Below are 17,547 nucleotides of genomic sequence, written 5' to 3' on the forward strand. Positions count from 1 at the left end.
TCTAATGTGCTCGTGCTTTTTTCGTCACACTCATCAACATGTAATTCCAAGCACTTGTTTGTTGAGCTAGATTCTTTTTAATGTCTTTATAGCGTAGCGTCAATACTGAGTATTCGTACTTTTTTACCATGTCATCTTTTTTACTTTCTAGAAGTTGTTTCTTGAGTTCATAGTAATCGTTCATACTGCTCATCAGCACTTCAAACTCATGTTGAAGTTTGGTGTTGATGTCTTGTTTGTTTGGCCAGGTCTCAATAGCTTTTTGAGCATTGCGTAGTGACATTGCCGCTTTCGCTTTTTCAATTTTCAGTTGCGGCGCTTTGCGAAGTTGTCCGGTTAACCCGAGCCATGAACACGATTTAATTAGCCATTTCGTTGGGTCGTAATGCCACCATTCAATACCATTTCGGTAATCGTTCTCGAAAATATGGTGGTAATTGTGGTAGCCCTCACCAAAGGTAAAGAACGCCAATGTAGCGCTATCGCGTGCTGTGTTCTTATCGGTATAAGGCTGAGTCCCCCAGATATGAGCTAATGAGTTAATAAAGAAGGTGGTGTGGTGGTTTAATACCAAGCGAACCGCGCCTATCATTAAGAACATACCAATGACGTCGCCATGAATAATCCCCAACAGTATTGGAAAGCCGACGTTCATGAGAAGTGCGAGAGCTCCATAGTATTTATGCTGCCATAAGACGATCTTGTCTTTTTGTAGATCTCGACAGTTACTGTAATTGTCGTACGCGTCACCGTGATAATCACGAATCATCCAACCGATATGGGAAAACCAAAACCCTCTTTTGGCGGAATAGGGGTCTTTATCATTATTATCGACATGTTTGTGGTGCACTCTATGATCAGAGCTCCAGTGCAAAATACTATTTTGCAGTGCGAAAGCGCCACCAATGGCGAAAATGAAGCGTAATGACCAATGCGCTTGATAGGCTTTGTGCGACCACAATCGATGGTAGCCTGCGGTAATGGATAGACTGCAGAAGCTAAAGCAGATCAAAAGCCAAACGAAATGTTCCCCACCAAAACCATAGTTAAACGCGTACCAAGGCGCGGCTATCAGTGCGAGCGCAAGACTGGAAGTGAAGATGAAAATATTTAGCCAAATTAAAGGCGGCTTTTCCTTAATAGAACTCTTTGGTGACTGAGACATATGTAATAAATCCTTTGGGCTAACAACTGTACGCTAGAATATCAGCGCACACGTGTAAGTCAAACCCGTCATTGTAAATATTGTGAACAGAATGTTTGGCTTTTTAACGGTGAAATGAATAGTATGAATAAAGCTAATATGCTTACAGGAAGTAATAAGGTACTAAAAATGGATTTAAAAATAGCGGAATATAGCGACTATGAGCGCATCGCAACTCTACACGCCCAAAGCTGGCGACGTTTTTACCATGGAATTTTGGGTGAAGACTACCTTCAAAATGATGTCCTCGATGAACGAATGGCTATTTGGCAAGCTCGTTTGATTAATCCTCCGTTCAACCAGCATGTCGTATTATTGGAGGAAGGAGGGTTGCTGTGTGGTTTTATCTGCGTATTTGGTAACCATGACTTTGAAAAAGGCACCATGATCGACTCATTACATGTAGATGAAAGTTATCGTCATCGTGGGTTAGGTTTAACGTTACTAAATGAAACTGCTAAATGGTGTGAACAGTATTTTAGTGAAAGTTCTATTTACCTTGAGGTTATGAGGGATAATCAGCAAGCCATTGATTTTTATGACTCTCTTGACGGGTTTAAGATAGATGAGCGCTTATGGAACGCGCCTTGCGGGCACAAAGTACCCGAGCAAGTATATAGCTGGAAGACCCCATCACAGTTAAATGAAAACACCATTAAATTAATTAAGGATTGTATTGTTACAGAATGACATACATAGCTCCTCTCTTCTGACATTCCTCGGACATAAACATCATTCCTGATGGTTATGTTCGACATAACTAAATTTCATTGGTAATAGTGATAATAATTATGAACAAAAAGCTAATGGTGACTATGTTGTTATCATCCTCGGTACTTGTTGGCTGTAACAAAAATACGTCAGGACCAGGACAAGCACCACTGCCTTTAGTCGTGACTGAAACGGCCGAAACGATCGATTATAGAGGGAGCATCACTTTCATTGGTCGTGCAGAAGCGGTAGATGACACGGATATTACTGCCCAAGTGACCGGTTATTTAGAGGGGCGTCATTTTGAAGAGGGGCAAATGGTAGAAAAGGGAGACCTTTTATTTACGATAGAACCATCTCAATATGAAGCTCGTTTAGCGACCTCGAAAGCAGAATTAGCACGAGCAAAGTCTGACTTAAATAAATCGACGTTGGATTACGAGCGTGGAAAGCGACTATTACCAAAAGGCAGTATCTCAAAAGCTGACTTTGACGCGTTGACAGCAAGCCTAGGTGGCGCTGAAGCAATGGTTGAAGCGGCTAAAGCAAATGTTCGACTAGCAGAAGTAAACCTTTCTTATACACAAATTGTTGCTCCATTTTCTGGCCGAATCAGTGACAGCAAAGCAAGTAAAGGTGATCTGATCTCTCCTTCATCGGGTGTCCTAACGACACTGGTTAGCCTTGACCCAATTCATGCTTCATTCAATGTGAGTGAGCGTGACAGGCTTGGTATCGCTTTGGAAACAGCGAGTGGCAATGCTAGCTCGAATGCGAAAAATATTGACGTGTCTATTACATTGGAAAACGGAAAACGTTTTGAGCACACCGGAGCATTGGATTACCTAGGCAACCGAATTAATGTTAATACAGGCACAATAGACATGCGTGCGATCGTTCCTAACCCAGAGCACAAGCTGTTACCGGGTCAACATGTTCGTGTCGAGCTTCATGCTGATAAAACTGTTCCTGTCATTGCGATCCCAAGAAAAGCTGTTCAGTCTGATTTGGAAGGCGACTTTGTGATGGTTGTTACTGAAGGAAATATCATTGAACGTAGAAATGTAGAATTGGGCGCTCAAACACCTGAAGGAGTGCTTATTCCATTTGGCTTAAGTGTAAACGATGTGTTTGTCGTACAAGGTTTACAGCGTATTCGTAACGGTATGCCAGTACAAGTTCAAGACAAATCTCCAGAATCAATGACAGCCGCTGAATAGGAAACCTTAATATGTTAAGTCGGTTTTTCATCCAGCGCCCCAAGTTTGCGTTGGTTATTTCAATTATCTTGTCGTTAGCAGGCGCCATAGCTTTAATGGTTTTGCCTGTTGCCGAATACCCTAAGATTAGCCCGCCATCTGTTAGTGTTACGGCCTACTACACAGGAGCAAGTGCAGAAGTAGTTGAGCAAGCCATTGCAGACCCTATAGAAACATCGGTCAATGGCGTAGAAAACATGCTTTACATGTCTTCCAAAAGTGCAAACGATGGCTCATACAGTTTGAACGTGACATTTGAAGTAGGCACTGACCCTGACATGGCTCAGGTCAACGTCCAAAACCGTGTATCTCAGATTGAAGCGAAATTACCACAACAAGTACGAATGACGGGTGTGACGGTAAAGAAACGCTCGCCTGACCTATTGATGGTGTTGAACTTCTATTCTCCAGATGGCCGTTATGACGACCAATTTTTGATTAACTACATTAACTTGAATGTAAAAGATCAATTAACACGTGTCACGGGTATCAGTGATGTGGCGGTTATTGGTGGCGGTGAATACGCAATGCGAGTCTGGTTAGATCCAGAGAAGCTTGCGAACTTAAACTTAACCACGCCTGATGTGCAATCGGCATTAGCGGAGCAAAACGTTCAAGTTGCGGCTGGTCGGGTAGGCGCAGCGCCTTATAGCCAATCACAAGAAGTTCAATTTAACTTAGTAACGAAAGGTCGCTTAGAGACGGTTGAGGAGTTCGAGAACGTAGTGTTACGAGCAAATCCTGATGGCTCTACGATTTATTTAAAAGACGTAGCGCGTGTTGAACTAGGTAAGAAGTTCTATGATGGTTCAGGAAAATTCCGAGGTCAAGATGCCTCGATAGTTACATTGTCACTTCAGTCTGATGCTAACGCATTAGAAAGTGGCAAAGCGGTAATGGATCTACTTGATCGCTTGAGCGTTAATTTCCCTGAAGGCCTAGAATATGAAACCAGTTACGACACAACATTATTTGTATCTGAATCTATTAAAGGTGTAGTGAAAACGTTAATCGAAGCGATTCTATTAGTAATTGCGGTGACTTACTTATTCTTAGGCAGTGCTCGAGCGACGTTAATACCGGTTGTTGCTATTCCCGTCTCTTTGATTGGTACGTTTGCAATAATGCAAATGACAGGCTTTACCATTAATACGGTAACCTTGTTTGGCCTTATTCTCGCCATCGGTATCGTGGTAGATGATGCCATCTTAGTTATCGAGAACGTCGATACGACGATGGCAAAAGATCCTTCTATTACACCAAGAAAAGCCACACTTCTAGCGATGAAGGAAGTTACAGGGCCAATCTTAACGTCTACGTTAGTCCTTCTTGCCGTGTTCATTCCTGTCGCGATGCTTCCAGGGATTACCGGCATCATGTATCGACAGTTTGCTCTAACCATCTGTATTTCGGTTGTTATCTCTTCCATTAACGCACTAACACTGTCACCTGCACTTTGTTCTTTGGTATTGAAACAAGGTGGCGGTAACACTGCGAGCTGGTTTAAAGCCTTCAACCGTGGCTTAGACAGAGTGACAGAAGGTTACGGTAATGTAGCTGGTTTTTTAGTGAAGCGTGCCGTAATCGTTGTGGCTATTTTCTTAGTCGCAGTCGGCTCGGTAACCTACCTCTCTAAAACAACGTCAACTGCGTTTGTACCGCAAGAAGATAAAGGCATTTTACTCGTTAACGTTCAGTTACCTGATTCTGCGTCTCTTTCGAGAACGGAAGAAGTCACTGAAAGCTTAATCAAAATTGTAGAAAGCGAACCAGGCATTGATGGCGTAACCGTGGCAAATGGTTTTGCCTTTATGACCGGTGCAGCGGCATCAAACGGTGCGTCGATGTTTATCAAGCTCCATGATTGGGAGACCCGTAACAACTTAGACGGTGATCACTCAGCGACCGCAATATCGAACCGAATTAACGGCGCAGCGGCGATGACATTACCACATGCTTCTGTTTTTGCCATGGGGCCTCCAGCGGTTCCTGGTATGGGCGCGGCGTCTGGTTTTGAATTTGTCCTTGAAGATGCGTTAGGGCGTAGCCGGACTGATTTAGCGATCTTGATGGGCGATCTGATACAAGAAGCGAATAAACAGCCTGAGATTGCGTTCACATTCAGTACTTTCAGAGCTAACGTGCCTCACTACAGCATTGAGATTGATCGAGAGAAAGTTCAGCAGCTTGGGATTCCATTAAGTTCGGTATTCCAAACTCTACAAGGGAACTTAGGCTCAATCTATGTCAATGACTTCACTATGTTTGGTAAAAACTATCAAGTGACCATGCAGGCCGACAGTGAGTACCGAAAGGGCATTGATGACTTAGACCGTTTTCATGTTCGTTCCGCACAAGGTGATATGATTCCACTAAGTACATTAGTGACCGCTGAGCAGGTGTTTGAGCCAGATGTGGCATGGCGATATAACATGTATCGTAGTGCTGTTATTCAAGGTCAGCCTGCTCCTGGGTATTCTAGTGGTGATGCGATTGCCGCGATGGAACGTGTGGCAGCAGAAATGCTACCTCAAGGTTACCAGTACGAGTGGACAGGTATGGCGTATCAAGAGAAGATAGCGGGTAACCAAGCGATCTATGCGTTTGCATTGGCATTGATTTTCATCTACCTCTTCATGGTTGCACAGTATGAGAGTTGGAGCATCCCATTAGCGATTATCTTGGTGGTGCCAATTGCTACACTAGGGTCGTTTATTGCTCTGACGATTACCGGGACTCCGCTTAACCTTTATGCTCAGATAGGTCTGGTACTCTTGATAGCGCTCGCCGCGAAGAATGCTATCTTGATTGTGGAATTTGCCAAGCAAGAAAGAGAAGAGAAAGAGCTGTCTATCGATGATGCTTCAGTGAAAGGTGGTAAGTTACGTTTCCGTGCGGTGAACATGACGTCATGGTCGTTCATCTTGGGTATATTCCCTCTGATATTTGCATCAGGTGCCGGCCACGTTAGCCAAAACTCTCTAGGGGTATCATTAGTTGGTGGTCTGCTATGTGTGTTATTAGCGGGTACGTTATTGATTCCTGGTTTCTACGCAATGGTGCAACGTAAGCGCGAGAAGATTCACGGTGGCAGTACTAAGTTAATCCCACTTGATGATGATTAACTATTACCTTTAAATAAAAATCCCCAGCAATTGCTGGGGATTTTTATATTTGAATCAATTTAGGCAGGGTTTTCGATAGGCTGCGCTTTCTTCTCTTGTTGCATTTTGAAAAGGAAATAGACGTTAACACAGGCGATGAAACCGTTAGTGATAACAACAGGCATTGAGTCGATCATTAATCCATACGCGGTAAACAAACCGCAACCAATAAAGTTTAGTACACGCAGGCGAACGATATCTTTCATTGTTAATGAAATCGCGACCATAATTGATGCTGCGTAACCTAAGATTTCTACTATATTCATTTCCATTTTTATTCCTCTCAATGTTGCCGATATAACTCGGTACCAATTCTTCTCATCATGAGATATATGAGGAAGCTCCCTGCCTCGAATGGTGTTGACTAATTGAGCGCAAATATAGCAAATGAAAAAGTGTGATGAAAGGCGCAAAATTAAGCAAGTTGAAGGTTAGCGATTACGCAAACGTTTAATTGGAATGAAAGAGGAATAGTGACGTTAGAATCAACGACATTGCTAAAGTATTTCGTTGTTTAGAACCCGTCATTTAATTTATCTTGGGCTTTTAATCCGTCTATATTGTAAGGGGCGCAGTGGTGGGAAGAGGGCGCTTTGCTACATTGAAATTGTATGTGGCTCTCTAATCTGATTTATTAGTGAGCGTAATGACTTGAATTAAAGGATGTTAGATGAAAACTATTGGTATGATCGGCGGTATGAGCTGGGAATCAACATTGACTTACTATCAAGAGATTAACCAAGGGGTAAACCGTGCACTTGGTGGCCTTCACTCTGCAAAAATCGTATTAGTTAGTGTCGACTTTTCAGAGGTAGAACACTATCAGGCAAGCGGTGAATGGAAAAAAGCGGCACAGCTATTAATTCAAGCAGCTCAAGCGGTAGAGAAAGCTGGCGCAGACTTTTTTATTATCTGTACCAACACCATGCATAAGGTCGCCAACGAGGTTCAATCACAGGTAAATATCCCTTTACTGCATATTGCTGATGCAACAGGGCAAAAGCTCAAAATTCGAGACGTTAAAAAAGTAGGACTATTAGGCACAGCGTTCACTATGGAAGAAGCGTTTTATAAAGAGTATCTAGAGCGTGAGTATGGTGTGGAAGTGATTGTTCCAAATGGTGTTCAGCGACGACTCGTTCATGACGTTATCTATCAAGAGCTGTGTCAGGGCAAATTGATCAGTCGTTCAAAATCAGATTTCTTAACGATCATCGGGGATCTGTACGAGGCTGGAGCAGAAGCCGTTATTTTAGGCTGCACCGAAATAGGCTTGTTGGTTAAACCTGAAGATACGCGAGTGAAATTGCTCGATACGACTCAAATCCATGTAGAGAGTGCAGTTCATAGAGCACTAAAATAGGATATGTTCGGCTAGCATGTGCTGAATGTGCAGATATTATTCTGCTTGAGAAAAATAACTTGCGACGTCTTTTAAATCTTGGTCATTGAGTCTTTGTAACTGCTGCCCCATCATTTCAGAAAGGGGCCCGGTTCGTTCTCCATTTTGATACGCTTTCATCGCGTTATAGAGATAGAGTTCGTTTTGCCCCTGTATATTTGGGTAGGAAGGGTTGGTACTGATCCCCGTTTTACCATGGCAAAAGACACAACTAGGGGCTTTTAATTTACCTAATTCAGGGTCACCAAATGGAGTGGCGTTTGAGTCTGCAATATTGGCTGACCAGCCAAACAGTATTAGTAAGGTAACGGTTGTCGTTTTCATGAGGTCTTTAGCTTTCATTGGAAAGGTACAGCTTAAAGCTTCCCCTAGGGGGAAGCTCAATAGTAAAACTAGATTAATTTAATCAAAGAGTTCATTGTGATAATAGTGTCGAAATTTTAGAGACTAATGTATCAATGTCCGATTGATTAACATCACGGTGCGTCACAAATCGAGCAGGGTTACCAGCAGAAATCAAGATTCCATCTTCGGATAGTTGTTTAGTAATCGATGAGATATCAACAGTATTATCAAGTTTTGCAAAGACGATGTTGGTTTGCACGTGATCAACGTTTACGTTAAACCCTTCAAGTTGACTAATCTTATTTGCAAGATACTTTGCGTTTGCATGATCTGTTGATAGTTGAGCAACATGTTCGGTTAACGCAAGTTTACCCGCCGCAGCGAGGATTCCAGCTTGACGCATTCCTCCTCCCACCATTTTTCGAAGGCGTCTGGCTTTACTAATGTATGCTTTATCTCCAAGAAGAAGAGAGCCTATCGGGGCACCAAGCCCTTTTGACAAACATATCGTCATCGAATCGAAGTACTGCGCAATCTCTTTTACATCAATATTGAGCGCAGTCGATGCGTTGTAAACTCGTGCGCCATCTAGATGCAATGACAAGTTGTGTTGATCAACGAATTCTCGAGCCTGTGCTAAATAACTTAAAGGCAACACTTTACCGTTGATGGTGTTTTCTAGGCTCAATAGCTTAGTTCTTGCAAAGTGGCTATCATCGGGTTTTATCGCTGCCGCTAACTTTGCTAAATCGAGTGTTCCATCAGGGTTATTTTCAATTGGTTGAGGCTGGATTGACCCTAATACTGCCGCGCCTCCTGCTTCAAACTTATAGTTGTGCGCTTGTTGACCACATAAGTATTCATCTCCACGCTCACAATGTGCCATTAGGCCGAGTAAGTTTGCTTGAGTACCTGATGAGGTAAATAGTCCAGCTTCGAATCCATGACGTTCCGCGGCCCATGCTTCTAATTCGTTTACTGTCGGATCATCACCATAAACGTCATCGCCAACATCGGCATTCATCATTACTTCTTTCATCTGAGCGGTAGGGCGGGTAACGGTATCGGATCTAAAGTCCATGAAATTCTCCTATAAATAGCCGCAAAGCGTTGCTTTACTTAAGCAAGCGATGGTTTTGGCATCCGTAATGGTGTCATTGATAATAAATTGATTTACCTGCTCTATTGGCATGGTAACCACTTCGATTACTTCATCGAGGTCGCAATCAAAGCGTGAGGTTTTCTCTAAGTTTTTCGCAACATAGAGGTGCTGAATCTCATCACAAAAACCAGCGAGTGGGGTGACTTGCCCTAAGGCTATCCACTCTTTGGCGCTGTACCCTGTTTCTTCTTCTAATTCGCGTTGTGCGCACTGTAGTGGCTGCTCATCCGCTTCTATCGTGCCAGCAGGCAATTCGAGCAACCATTTTTTTAGCGAGGGGCGAAATTGGTTGATTAACACTAACTCACCGTTTGAGCTGATAGGGAGTATGACAGCCGCTCCGGGATGAGAGATGGTAGTGTGTGAAATGTTCTGCCCATTTGGCAAGTGAATGTCCTCTTCAATGAGGGATATTTGCTTCCATTTGTGAATGAGCTTGCTCATGCCAATTAACGACTTATATAAAAATTAAGATAGCGTCACAATAGCGACATTCTTGATCTAAATAAACCCCCAAAGCGTTATGAATAGAGGGATCTTTAATCGATATGGTGAATCACATAAGTGCAAACATAGATTGCAATGATAAACAGGAAATGTATTCTGCTATAACTAAGCGATCTTAATTAAAATACACTTGTAACAAAGTGGTAACAAATGTATAAACATATACATACACACAAAATGTGTCCCTCTCTAGGAGCCGAGAAATGATAAGCCCAACCCCAGCATCTCACTCACAAAAAGCCTTGCTCTCTGAGAGAATTAATAAGCTTGCTCATGCTCTTTCAGATGGTGTCTATGAGAGAGAAGATACCATCAAACTTTGTTTGTTAGCGGCACTCTCTGGTGAAAGTGTTTTCCTGCTTGGTCCTCCTGGTATAGCGAAAAGCTTGATTGCAAAACGTCTGATTCAAGCATTTGATAATTCAAGTTACTTTGAGTATTTAATGACGCGCTTCTCAACGCCAGAAGAGGTGTTTGGGCCGTTAAGTATTCAAGAACTCAAAGACAATGGACGCTATGTTCGTTTAACCGATGGTTACCTACCTACCTCACAGATCGTTTTTCTTGATGAAATTTGGAAAGCGGGACCTGCGATTCTAAATACACTGTTGACAGTGGTAAACGAAAAAACCTTTAAGAATGGTAGTGATATTGAACGTGTACCAATGCGACTGCTTATTTCAGCATCAAATGAGTTGCCTGACGAAGATAGCGGTCTTGATGCGCTGTACGACAGAATGTTGGTGCGTGTATTCATAAACCGTATACAAAATAAAGAAAACTTTAAATCCATGCTTACGGTGGGAACCACACAAGAAGCTAAGATCCCTGAAGGACTCGCGATCACAGATGAGGAATACCATAAATGGCAATCGGAGTTAGATAAGTTAGAGCTAAGCGATTCCGTTTTTGAGAAACTGTTTCAGCTGAAATCTATGCTTGAAGGCAAAGACGAACTTTCAGATAACAATGTAGCAGCCCACCATTCAGACAGTGATAGCTATGTTTCTGACCGTCGTTGGAAAAAAGCCGTGAGATTATTAAAAGCGAGCGCGTTCTTTAATGGTCGCAGCTCTATTAATCCACTGGACTTATTGTTATTGCAAGACTGCTTATGGAATAGCCCTGAATCTAGGGACAAGGTTCGTAGCATTGTCCGAGAATTCGCATTAAACCATGCCTTTGATCAGCAAGAGGTAGAGCATCAAATCTCCATGTGCCGCGAGGAGCTTGAGGATATTCAACTTGAGTTAGAATCGAAATACAGTGTGGTACTTTCTCAAGATGCACCGTCCGGTTTACTAAAAAAACATGTCCAGCAGTACGATATTTCTAATGCAAGCAGCTATCAGGTTGGTACGACGAAAGGGTTGGTTAAACTGGTTCTATTGCAATCAAACATGTCGGTATCAGAATCGGATAAGGGCGATAGCCGCTGGGTTTACCTACCTAAGAATGATTTAAGTAAAGTAATAAAAGAGGGTGGGGGCGAAGTCTATGGTTACGTCAATCAAAACACCAATATTTGCCGATTAACGTTTGATGTTGATGCAGAAAATCATCTTGTCATTAAGGATATCGCTAACCGTGGCGTATTGCTGGCCGTTGCTGATAAAGAGGGGTTAGATGAAGTGCTTTTTCAGGAATGGAGCAATAAAGCGGACGAAGCGATGGGACAACTACAATCTGCAGATTTTCACCTAAGGAAAGTGCGCTCAGATTTTCATGGCGCTTTACCTCATAGCTTTATTGACAATGAACTACCAAGAACGATGGAAGGTGGGTTACAAGAGTTACTCAGCAAGTTGGAAGCGACGAAGGTGGAGTGCGAGAAAACGGTATTCCGCGTGAAACACCTTAATGAGTTTTTTGCGTAGGAGTATCAGATGTTAGGGGCTGATGGACTCAATCTAATTGTGGCGATTGCCGAGTCAGGAATCGTAGACACGGCTGTGAATGACTTAATGGCGCGTTCACAGGTGATGATGATGGCTGAAAATAAAGGCGTCAAATCATCGGTTAAAGGTCATATAATGAAATGGCGAGGCAATGTTAAGCGTCGTCTAACAAAGGTATGTGAAACCGATCGTTTTAAACATGAACTCGCACTGTACCAAAAAGTGATTCATTGGGATGAAGAGACTTTTTTTGAAAACCTAAATGATGTGGTAAAGCAATTAGAGTGGCACTCTGCATTTTACCTGCAAGCTCGCCGACTCATTGAAAAGAACAAAGGAATTAACAATCCGATGTTCCCGCATTACTTCTGTGACCAGTGGTATAAAAGCTTGTCTGATACACTGAAGAAAGCTCAAATATCTGAATTAGAAGCAAATAAAGAAAAAGCGTTGAAAGATCTTTATCAAAGAATGGAAACGATAAAGAACATGGACCGCGTAACAGAAACTGGCAGTGAAATTAGTGTTGGTCGTTTGTGGGATATGGCATCTGCGAAGTTAAGTAAAACTGACTTAACGGTTATGAAAAAACACGCTGAGTATTTGAGCAAAAATAAAGGTCTCCAAGAAATTGCAGCTAAGCTGGGCAGAATGGCAGGGGAGTTAGATGACCCGGATTTGCATGTTACGCCTGCTGAAGAGCTTCAAATGGTGGAAGAAAAGTCCGATGAAGCCACTGACGATATTGTCGGTATCCATGAAAGTGATGATTTAAACAAGCTGTTACCTAACGAAACCATGTTTTTGGCTTACCCTGAGCTGGAAGTTGTCTTCTATAAACACTTGGTAGATAAACGCTTACTCAACTACAAAGTTGCAGGAAAATCTCGCACGCTTCGTAAAGTAAGAGCCCATGTGCCAGATAATAAAGAGATCGATATTGAAAAAGGTCCATTTGTTATTTGTGTCGACGCGTCTGGCTCTATGAAAGGCGCACCTGAACAATCCGCGAAGGCGATGGCTTACGCTTTAATGCAAATAGCCTTGGCTGAAGAACGCGATTGTTTTGTTATCTTATTTTCAACAGAACAAATAACCTATGAATTAACACGACAAGATGGGCTTCGTGAGGCGAGTGACTTTCTTGCTTATAGCTTCCATGGTGGTACAGACTTTGAGCAAGCCATTATGACTTCTATAGAGACAATGGAGCGCAGTAAGTACAAAAATGCAGATCTTGTTGTCATCTCTGATTTCATTGCACCAAAGCAATCTGACGAACTCCAGAAAAAAGTAGATTTATTAAAGACCAAGAAGAACCGTTTTCATGGTGTGAGTGTCTCGAAATATGGAAATCCCCAACTAATGGAGATGTTCGATCACTGCTGGGCATATCACCCAAGCTTAATGGGACGCCTGATGAAGCAGTGGTAAAAATCATCAATCCGAGTGATACTTCGTCGAATCGCTGTAAAACTGGGCAAACGAATGTTTTTTTTACTTTTTTGTTTGACTCTCCTCGCTCAATCCGTAAAGTATGCATCCAACGCAACGGCACTGAACGCTTCTAGTTAAGAGCGGTAAGGTGTTGAAAGTTAAACGTTGCTTGAGTAAGAAAATAAGGCGTGTTGGCAGAGTGGCTATGCAGCGGATTGCAAATCCGTGGACCTCGGTTCGACTCCGGGACGCGCCTCCATTTCTCTTTTGAGATGGGAATGTAAAGCGATACTAGCTCAGTTGGTAGAGCGCAACCTTGCCAAGGTTGAGGTCATCGGTTCGAACCCGATGTATCGCTCCAAATTTTAAGATTTCGTAGTTTACGAGATCAAGATGGTGTCTAACTCACTCGACAGAGTGCATTTATTAGAAGCATCGCAACAAGTTTTGCGTGCCCTGGTGGTGGAATTGGTAGACACAAGGGATTTAAAATCCCTCGGCGTTCGCGCTGTGCCGGTTCAAGTCCGGCCCGGGGCACCATCTAATTTGATAAACGTACTTTTTGGTGTGTTCGTCAGGTAAGTAAGAAAGTAAAGGCGTGTTGGCAGAGTGGCTATGCAGCGGATTGCAAATCCGTGGACCTCGGTTCGACTCCGGGACGCGCCTCCATTTCTTGTGAAATGGGAATGTAAAGCGATACTAGCTCAGTTGGTAGAGCGCAACCTTGCCAAGGTTGAGGTCATCGGTTCGAACCCGATGTATCGCTCCAAATTTTATGATTTTGTAGTATTACAAGGTCAAGATGGTGTCTAACTCACTCGACAGAGTGCATTTATTAGAAGCATCGCAACAAGTTTTGCGTGCCCTGGTGGTGGAATTGGTAGACACAAGGGATTTAAAATCCCTCGGCGTTCGCGCTGTGCCGGTTCAAGTCCGGCCCGGGGCACCATCTATTAAGTCTTTTACTTTTAAAAGTAATAGCAACGCGATACTAGCTCAGTTGGTAGAGCGCAACCTTGCCAAGGTTGAGGTCATCGGTTCGAACCCGATGTATCGCTCCAAATATAAGAAAGCCCTAACAGAAATGTTAGGGCTTTTTTTGTTTTTCAGAGCCTAAGTGTTGATGTGTTCTCGATTCAGCTCTTGTTTGATGAGGCATGCAAAGAAGGTAACAACGTAGGTCACTCATACCTTCAGGGCTTAGCCCGCTTTCCATTCTACGGTTAACGTCATTCGACGAACACTAAAAAGGGCTCCAAAGAGCCCCAAGCATAAAAGACCTTAGCCGTTACGCTGATGTTCTATTTCGATAGTTCTCATACCAATAGCCAAGCGTATAACTAACAATGGTGATATCTGTAATCGCAAACGGAATAAAGCTACTGTTTAGGTGGGCAGTTTCTGGATTAAAGAAGTTTGAAGTAAACAAGTAAACCATGAATAACTTTTCTAGAAACGAATAAAGGATGATCGATTCTCTCCAACGTACAACATAAGCCGACGCCGCTATAAAGAAACCCATTAGACCGACCATGACTCCCCAGTGCCTAAACAGAAACACATAATTCGAGTCATAGGGAAGATTGTTCATATCACGTAGTGCGGTTTCAGGGTTTATTGCATAAATACCAGCATACATAGTGATAAGGCCGCCGATAATAAGGAACGGTTTTAGAAAGCGATTAAAGAACATAATGTTTACCTTTAATGTGAGTGGACTAGTTTAAGGCTAAGATGTTTATTTCAACGCGGCGATTGCATGCTCTACCTTGCTTATCCTCGTTGCTACAAATCGGATAACGTTCTCCTGCGCCTTCCGTTGTTACTCTTCCTGACGCTACGGCCTGACTGATGAGATAGTCTCCAACTGATTCTGCGCGTTTCTCTGATAATGTTTGGTTACTGGCATCGCTACCTGCGCTGTCGGTATGCCCTTTTACTTGAAGTCGGGTATCTGGATACTCAGCCAGAACTATTGCGACGCTATTTAGCGTTGGGTAGATACTGGAAGCAAGGTGATAGGAGCCAGAATCAAAGCCAATACCATTTTCCATTACAAGTTGAAGTTCATTTTCTCCAACTCGTTTGACTTGCACACCTGATTGAGCCAGCTGCTTTCTTAATGCTTCTTCTTGTTTATCCATATAGTGGCCAACACCACCACCTATCACACCACCCGCAGCAGCACCGCGTAGGGCTCTTTTCTTGCGTTCATCAGAACTATCGCCCGTCGCTGCCCCCAATGCTGCCCCAGCTAGCACACCAATTAACGCGCCTTTAGTTGCAGAATTAGTCTCTGCCTCTCCCGTCATTGCATTCTGTCTTTGGGTCGCTTGGCAGCCAGTGATCATTGTTATTAATGAAAGCGCTAGAATTGTTTTATTCATCGTGATTAATACTCGAATATATTTATTGTTATGCCCATGTACTCGTGACGAAAGAGCAAAACTGGATTAAAAAAACTCAGGGGATAGACTAAAAATAATGACGGCAATATACATCAGTAGATTTACTGCAAAGACGTTAGCATTCAATAACATTCGGTGAGAGTTCATCCAGCTTGTGCTGAAGCGACTTTTTAATTAACTCGCTACTGTATTGGTAAAGAGGATGATGGTGATTACGCTCTAAGTAGTACATGGCGTGGCTGATCTTGTTAGGTAATAGCTCACTTAGCCAACGAGGTTTGAAGCATTGAATTGACTTAGGACACATAGATGCCGAAAGGGTTTCTGTTATTGCGAGAATATCAGAGTGCTCGGCCAAACAGCTAAGTACAGACATGCTTGCGGAACGATATTGAAAATCAAACTTTCCTGGATATTGCCGTTCTAGTATCGCGCTAAAATCAGTGAGGCCGGGTACTAAAATCCCGCCGGTTGGGTATGTTGAAAATTCGCGCTGGCTGAAACCTGAATGTTCCCACGGATGTTCTTTTCTTGCGATTACCACCGGATCGCTGGTTGTTAGGGCGACAGAACGAATAGATTTAGGTGTTTCAATGGGGTAGAAGTTAAGCCCAATGTGTACCTCACCATTTTGAATAGCGTTAAAGGTTTTATCATTCCAAGTGGTGACATTAAGCTTTGCATTGGGAAACATATCAAAGACGACAGAACTCGTTAACTCGGTCGCGATCGCTTCTAAGAACACGCTAGAGACAGCAATGGTGAGCTCACCATCAAACTGATGCGGATCGGAGAATAGCCTTGATGACAGACGGTTATCTAATAGTTCAATATGCTCGTTTAATCCTTGACCAATTTCATCAGCGCGATAAGTAGCGTGTAATTCATTACCTGCCGTATAAAACAACTTATCGTTAGTGAACTCTCGTAACTTGGCCAATGTTTGACTGACTGCCGACTGAGTAATGCCCAGTGCATTGGCTGCCTTTTTAATACTTCTATGGCTGTATATCGCGTTAAATGTTCGTAGGTAATTCAAGTTAAGCTGTTGATTATATTTTTGGTACATATTGCCTCCTATTCCATGACATTAATTAGCTGTGCTTTATTGCAATTCGTTAGGTGAATTAGATTTACTAATAGTTTGAATAAGTAGTGTATGAAACTGAGTTTATTTAGAGTGCTTGCAAGAACTGAGTAAAAGAAACTAAAGGCAAAGCAATGAATCAATCATATACCCTCATCACTACCTTACTTATGCTGTCAACGAGCATATCTGCCACCTGCTACGCAAACGATAAGAGTGAAGAACAGGACTACCACGATGCAGATCCAAGGAATAGCTCATTAAGGGCTGCTGTTTTTTCAGATGACCAAGGCGAATTAAAATTACTAGCAGGTGGTGGAGCAGGCGGGCTAACCAGCGACATCTCTCAAACGGTAGGCTTTGCGGAATATTATACGCAGACAAACAACGCGAGGCTTCGAGCCGCACACTTTGATTCTTTTGGCGGAGTGTATGTTGATGTATACCACTTAGACAGTGTGGCAGGTATGTATACCACAGGTTATATGTTGCCGTTATCAAACAACGATGGAACACTATTTTTTCCTTCATTGAATTATACCTATGTGGATTTCAAAACAAATGATATTGCTGACTTCGCTAACGGGCTCGCTGGCTCTCCAATTCCTGCCATTACATCCAATCAAGTGTCTTTGGCTCTTGGTGGAGAAGAAGCACAACTAGGTTCTGTTAATCTGTATGCACTTCATCCTTGGAATGACACCCATTTTTCAGTCTTTAATGTTAACCTTGGATCGTCTTATGGAGGTGTCGACATGAATGTCGCTAACCTTATGTGGCTACAAGGAATAAAAACCAAAGTAGCGGATAAAACAATCAATATTATGTTTGAATTTAAGTACGACTATATCAAACTCGATAAGACAGTCATTGGCAGTCTTGATTCCGAAGAAGTGACTGCATCGGTCGGCATTGACTATCGATTCTAAAGGTTAGAGGCACTTGATTAAGTGCCTCCTGTCT

The 17,547-nt window shown here is 42.7% G+C and carries 15 protein-coding genes and 7 tRNA genes; 14 read left to right on the plus strand and 8 right to left on the minus strand.

Features of this window, described 5'->3' with window-relative positions:
* Position 1: 1 nt before the first annotated feature.
* A complete protein-coding gene (locus tag KP803_RS09135) occupies positions 2-1,165 on the minus strand; it encodes a fatty acid desaturase (protein ID WP_248008530.1) in 1,164 nt (387 codons plus the stop codon).
* 168 nt (positions 1,166-1,333) lie between these two features.
* Here KP803_RS09135 and KP803_RS09140 point away from each other — a divergent pair, with 168 nt between their 5' ends.
* From KP803_RS09140 to KP803_RS09150, 3 genes are all read left to right on the plus strand, one after another.
* Complete coding sequence (locus tag KP803_RS09140) at positions 1,334-1,894, plus strand: GNAT family N-acetyltransferase (protein ID WP_248008753.1); 561 nt, start codon at positions 1,334-1,336, stop codon at positions 1,892-1,894.
* A 101-nt stretch (positions 1,895-1,995) separates the two neighbouring features.
* A complete protein-coding gene (locus tag KP803_RS09145; RefSeq protein WP_248008531.1) occupies positions 1,996-3,135 on the plus strand; it encodes an efflux RND transporter periplasmic adaptor subunit in 1,140 nt (379 codons plus the stop codon).
* Positions 3,136-3,146: 11 nt separating this feature from the next.
* On the plus strand, positions 3,147-6,299 hold the full coding sequence (locus tag KP803_RS09150) for an efflux RND transporter permease subunit (protein WP_248008532.1): 3,153 nt from the start codon (positions 3,147-3,149) through the stop codon (positions 6,297-6,299).
* 59 nt (positions 6,300-6,358) lie between these two features.
* On the opposite strand, the gene KP803_RS21895 is transcribed toward KP803_RS09150, so the two are convergent.
* Positions 6,359-6,670 (minus strand): YgjV family protein, encoded by a 312-nt coding sequence (locus KP803_RS21895; protein WP_345791555.1) that lies wholly within the window; start codon positions 6,668-6,670, stop codon positions 6,359-6,361.
* A gap of 338 nt (positions 6,671-7,008) precedes the next feature.
* Between KP803_RS21895 and KP803_RS09160 the strand changes: the two genes are divergently transcribed.
* Positions 7,009-7,701: an aspartate/glutamate racemase family protein gene (locus KP803_RS09160; RefSeq protein ID WP_248008534.1), complete on the plus strand. Its 693-nt coding sequence runs from the start codon at positions 7,009-7,011 to the stop codon at positions 7,699-7,701.
* Positions 7,702-7,737: 36 nt separating this feature from the next.
* Here KP803_RS09160 and KP803_RS09165 read toward each other — a convergent pair whose 3' ends face one another.
* The 3 genes from KP803_RS09165 to KP803_RS09175 all read right to left on the minus strand — a co-directional run bounded on the left by KP803_RS09165 (position 7,738) and on the right by KP803_RS09175 (position 9,691).
* Positions 7,738-8,064: a c-type cytochrome gene (locus KP803_RS09165; RefSeq protein WP_248008535.1), complete on the minus strand. Its 327-nt coding sequence runs from the start codon at positions 8,062-8,064 to the stop codon at positions 7,738-7,740.
* A gap of 91 nt (positions 8,065-8,155) precedes the next feature.
* Positions 8,156-9,166 carry a low-specificity L-threonine aldolase gene (ltaE, locus tag KP803_RS09170; RefSeq protein WP_248008536.1) on the minus strand — a complete coding sequence of 337 codons (1,011 nt, stop codon included), beginning with the start codon at positions 9,164-9,166 and terminating at the stop codon, positions 8,156-8,158.
* Between the two features lie 9 nt (positions 9,167-9,175).
* On the minus strand, positions 9,176-9,691 hold the full coding sequence (locus tag KP803_RS09175; RefSeq protein ID WP_248008537.1) for an NUDIX hydrolase: 516 nt from the start codon (positions 9,689-9,691) through the stop codon (positions 9,176-9,178).
* 266 nt (positions 9,692-9,957) lie between these two features.
* Between KP803_RS09175 and KP803_RS09180 the strand changes: the two genes are divergently transcribed.
* The 9 genes from KP803_RS09180 to KP803_RS09220 all read left to right on the plus strand — a co-directional run bounded on the left by KP803_RS09180 (position 9,958) and on the right by KP803_RS09220 (position 14,150).
* On the plus strand, positions 9,958-11,631 hold the full coding sequence (locus KP803_RS09180) for an ATPase RavA domain-containing protein (RefSeq protein ID WP_248008538.1): 1,674 nt from the start codon (positions 9,958-9,960) through the stop codon (positions 11,629-11,631).
* Positions 11,632-11,640: 9 nt separating this feature from the next.
* The gene (gene viaA / locus KP803_RS09185) at positions 11,641-13,086 is read left to right on the plus strand and encodes an ATPase RavA stimulator ViaA (protein ID WP_248008539.1); all 1,446 of its coding nucleotides are present in this window, start codon (positions 11,641-11,643) and stop codon (positions 13,084-13,086) included.
* 188 nt (positions 13,087-13,274) lie between these two features.
* A tRNA-Cys gene (locus KP803_RS09190) sits at positions 13,275-13,348 on the plus strand.
* 26 nt (positions 13,349-13,374) lie between these two features.
* A tRNA-Gly gene (locus KP803_RS09195) sits at positions 13,375-13,450 on the plus strand.
* Positions 13,451-13,542: 92 nt separating this feature from the next.
* Positions 13,543-13,629: transfer RNA gene (locus KP803_RS09200), tRNA-Leu, on the plus strand.
* A gap of 55 nt (positions 13,630-13,684) precedes the next feature.
* A tRNA-Cys gene (locus KP803_RS09205) sits at positions 13,685-13,758 on the plus strand.
* A gap of 24 nt (positions 13,759-13,782) precedes the next feature.
* Positions 13,783-13,858, plus strand: a tRNA-Gly gene (locus tag KP803_RS09210).
* A 93-nt stretch (positions 13,859-13,951) separates the two neighbouring features.
* Positions 13,952-14,038: transfer RNA gene (locus KP803_RS09215), tRNA-Leu, on the plus strand.
* 36 nt (positions 14,039-14,074) lie between these two features.
* A tRNA-Gly gene (locus tag KP803_RS09220) sits at positions 14,075-14,150 on the plus strand.
* A gap of 227 nt (positions 14,151-14,377) precedes the next feature.
* Here the strand turns inward: KP803_RS09220 and KP803_RS09225 are convergent.
* The 3 genes from KP803_RS09225 to KP803_RS09235 form a co-directional block, all read right to left on the minus strand.
* On the minus strand, positions 14,378-14,782 hold the full coding sequence (locus KP803_RS09225) for a hypothetical protein (protein WP_248008540.1): 405 nt from the start codon (positions 14,780-14,782) through the stop codon (positions 14,378-14,380).
* Between the two features lie 25 nt (positions 14,783-14,807).
* The gene (locus KP803_RS09230) at positions 14,808-15,476 is read right to left on the minus strand and encodes a YiaD family glycine zipper/OmpA-like lipoprotein (protein WP_248008541.1); all 669 of its coding nucleotides are present in this window, start codon (positions 15,474-15,476) and stop codon (positions 14,808-14,810) included.
* A gap of 136 nt (positions 15,477-15,612) precedes the next feature.
* Positions 15,613-16,566 carry a LysR family transcriptional regulator gene (locus KP803_RS09235; protein ID WP_248008542.1) on the minus strand — a complete coding sequence of 318 codons (954 nt, stop codon included), beginning with the start codon at positions 16,564-16,566 and terminating at the stop codon, positions 15,613-15,615.
* A gap of 152 nt (positions 16,567-16,718) precedes the next feature.
* Here KP803_RS09235 and KP803_RS09240 point away from each other — a divergent pair, with 152 nt between their 5' ends.
* Entirely contained in the window at positions 16,719-17,513 is a 795-nt protein-coding gene (locus KP803_RS09240) for a hypothetical protein (RefSeq protein WP_248008543.1), read from the plus strand.
* Positions 17,514-17,547 lie beyond the last annotated feature (34 nt).

It is taken from the genome of Vibrio amylolyticus (genome assembly GCF_023145695.1).
In the GTDB taxonomy this organism is placed as follows: domain Bacteria; phylum Pseudomonadota; class Gammaproteobacteria; order Enterobacterales; family Vibrionaceae; genus Vibrio; species Vibrio amylolyticus.

What these genes read in the sequence shown, in the direction of transcription:
- KP803_RS09135 (WP_248008530.1), bottom strand. Translation starts at nt 1,165, where the DNA reads ATGTCTCAGTCACCAAAGAGTTCTATTAAGGAAAAGCCGCCTTTAATT.
- KP803_RS09140 (WP_248008753.1), top strand. Translation starts at nt 1,334, where the DNA reads ATGGATTTAAAAATAGCGGAATATAGCGACTATGAGCGCATCGCAACT.
- KP803_RS09145 (WP_248008531.1), top strand. Translation starts at nt 1,996, where the DNA reads ATGAACAAAAAGCTAATGGTGACTATGTTGTTATCATCCTCGGTACTT.
- KP803_RS09150 (WP_248008532.1), top strand. Translation starts at nt 3,147, where the DNA reads ATGTTAAGTCGGTTTTTCATCCAGCGCCCCAAGTTTGCGTTGGTTATT.
- KP803_RS09160 (WP_248008534.1), top strand. Translation starts at nt 7,009, where the DNA reads ATGAAAACTATTGGTATGATCGGCGGTATGAGCTGGGAATCAACATTG.
- KP803_RS09165 (WP_248008535.1), bottom strand. Translation starts at nt 8,064, where the DNA reads ATGAAAACGACAACCGTTACCTTACTAATACTGTTTGGCTGGTCAGCC.
- ltaE (WP_248008536.1), bottom strand. Translation starts at nt 9,166, where the DNA reads ATGGACTTTAGATCCGATACCGTTACCCGCCCTACCGCTCAGATGAAA.
- KP803_RS09175 (WP_248008537.1), bottom strand. Translation starts at nt 9,691, where the DNA reads ATGAGCAAGCTCATTCACAAATGGAAGCAAATATCCCTCATTGAAGAG.
- KP803_RS09180 (WP_248008538.1), top strand. Translation starts at nt 9,958, where the DNA reads ATGATAAGCCCAACCCCAGCATCTCACTCACAAAAAGCCTTGCTCTCT.
- viaA (WP_248008539.1), top strand. Translation starts at nt 11,641, where the DNA reads ATGTTAGGGGCTGATGGACTCAATCTAATTGTGGCGATTGCCGAGTCA.
- KP803_RS09225 (WP_248008540.1), bottom strand. Translation starts at nt 14,782, where the DNA reads ATGTTCTTTAATCGCTTTCTAAAACCGTTCCTTATTATCGGCGGCCTT.
- KP803_RS09230 (WP_248008541.1), bottom strand. Translation starts at nt 15,476, where the DNA reads ATGAATAAAACAATTCTAGCGCTTTCATTAATAACAATGATCACTGGC.
- KP803_RS09235 (WP_248008542.1), bottom strand. Translation starts at nt 16,566, where the DNA reads ATGTACCAAAAATATAATCAACAGCTTAACTTGAATTACCTACGAACA.
- KP803_RS09240 (WP_248008543.1), top strand. Translation starts at nt 16,719, where the DNA reads ATGAATCAATCATATACCCTCATCACTACCTTACTTATGCTGTCAACG.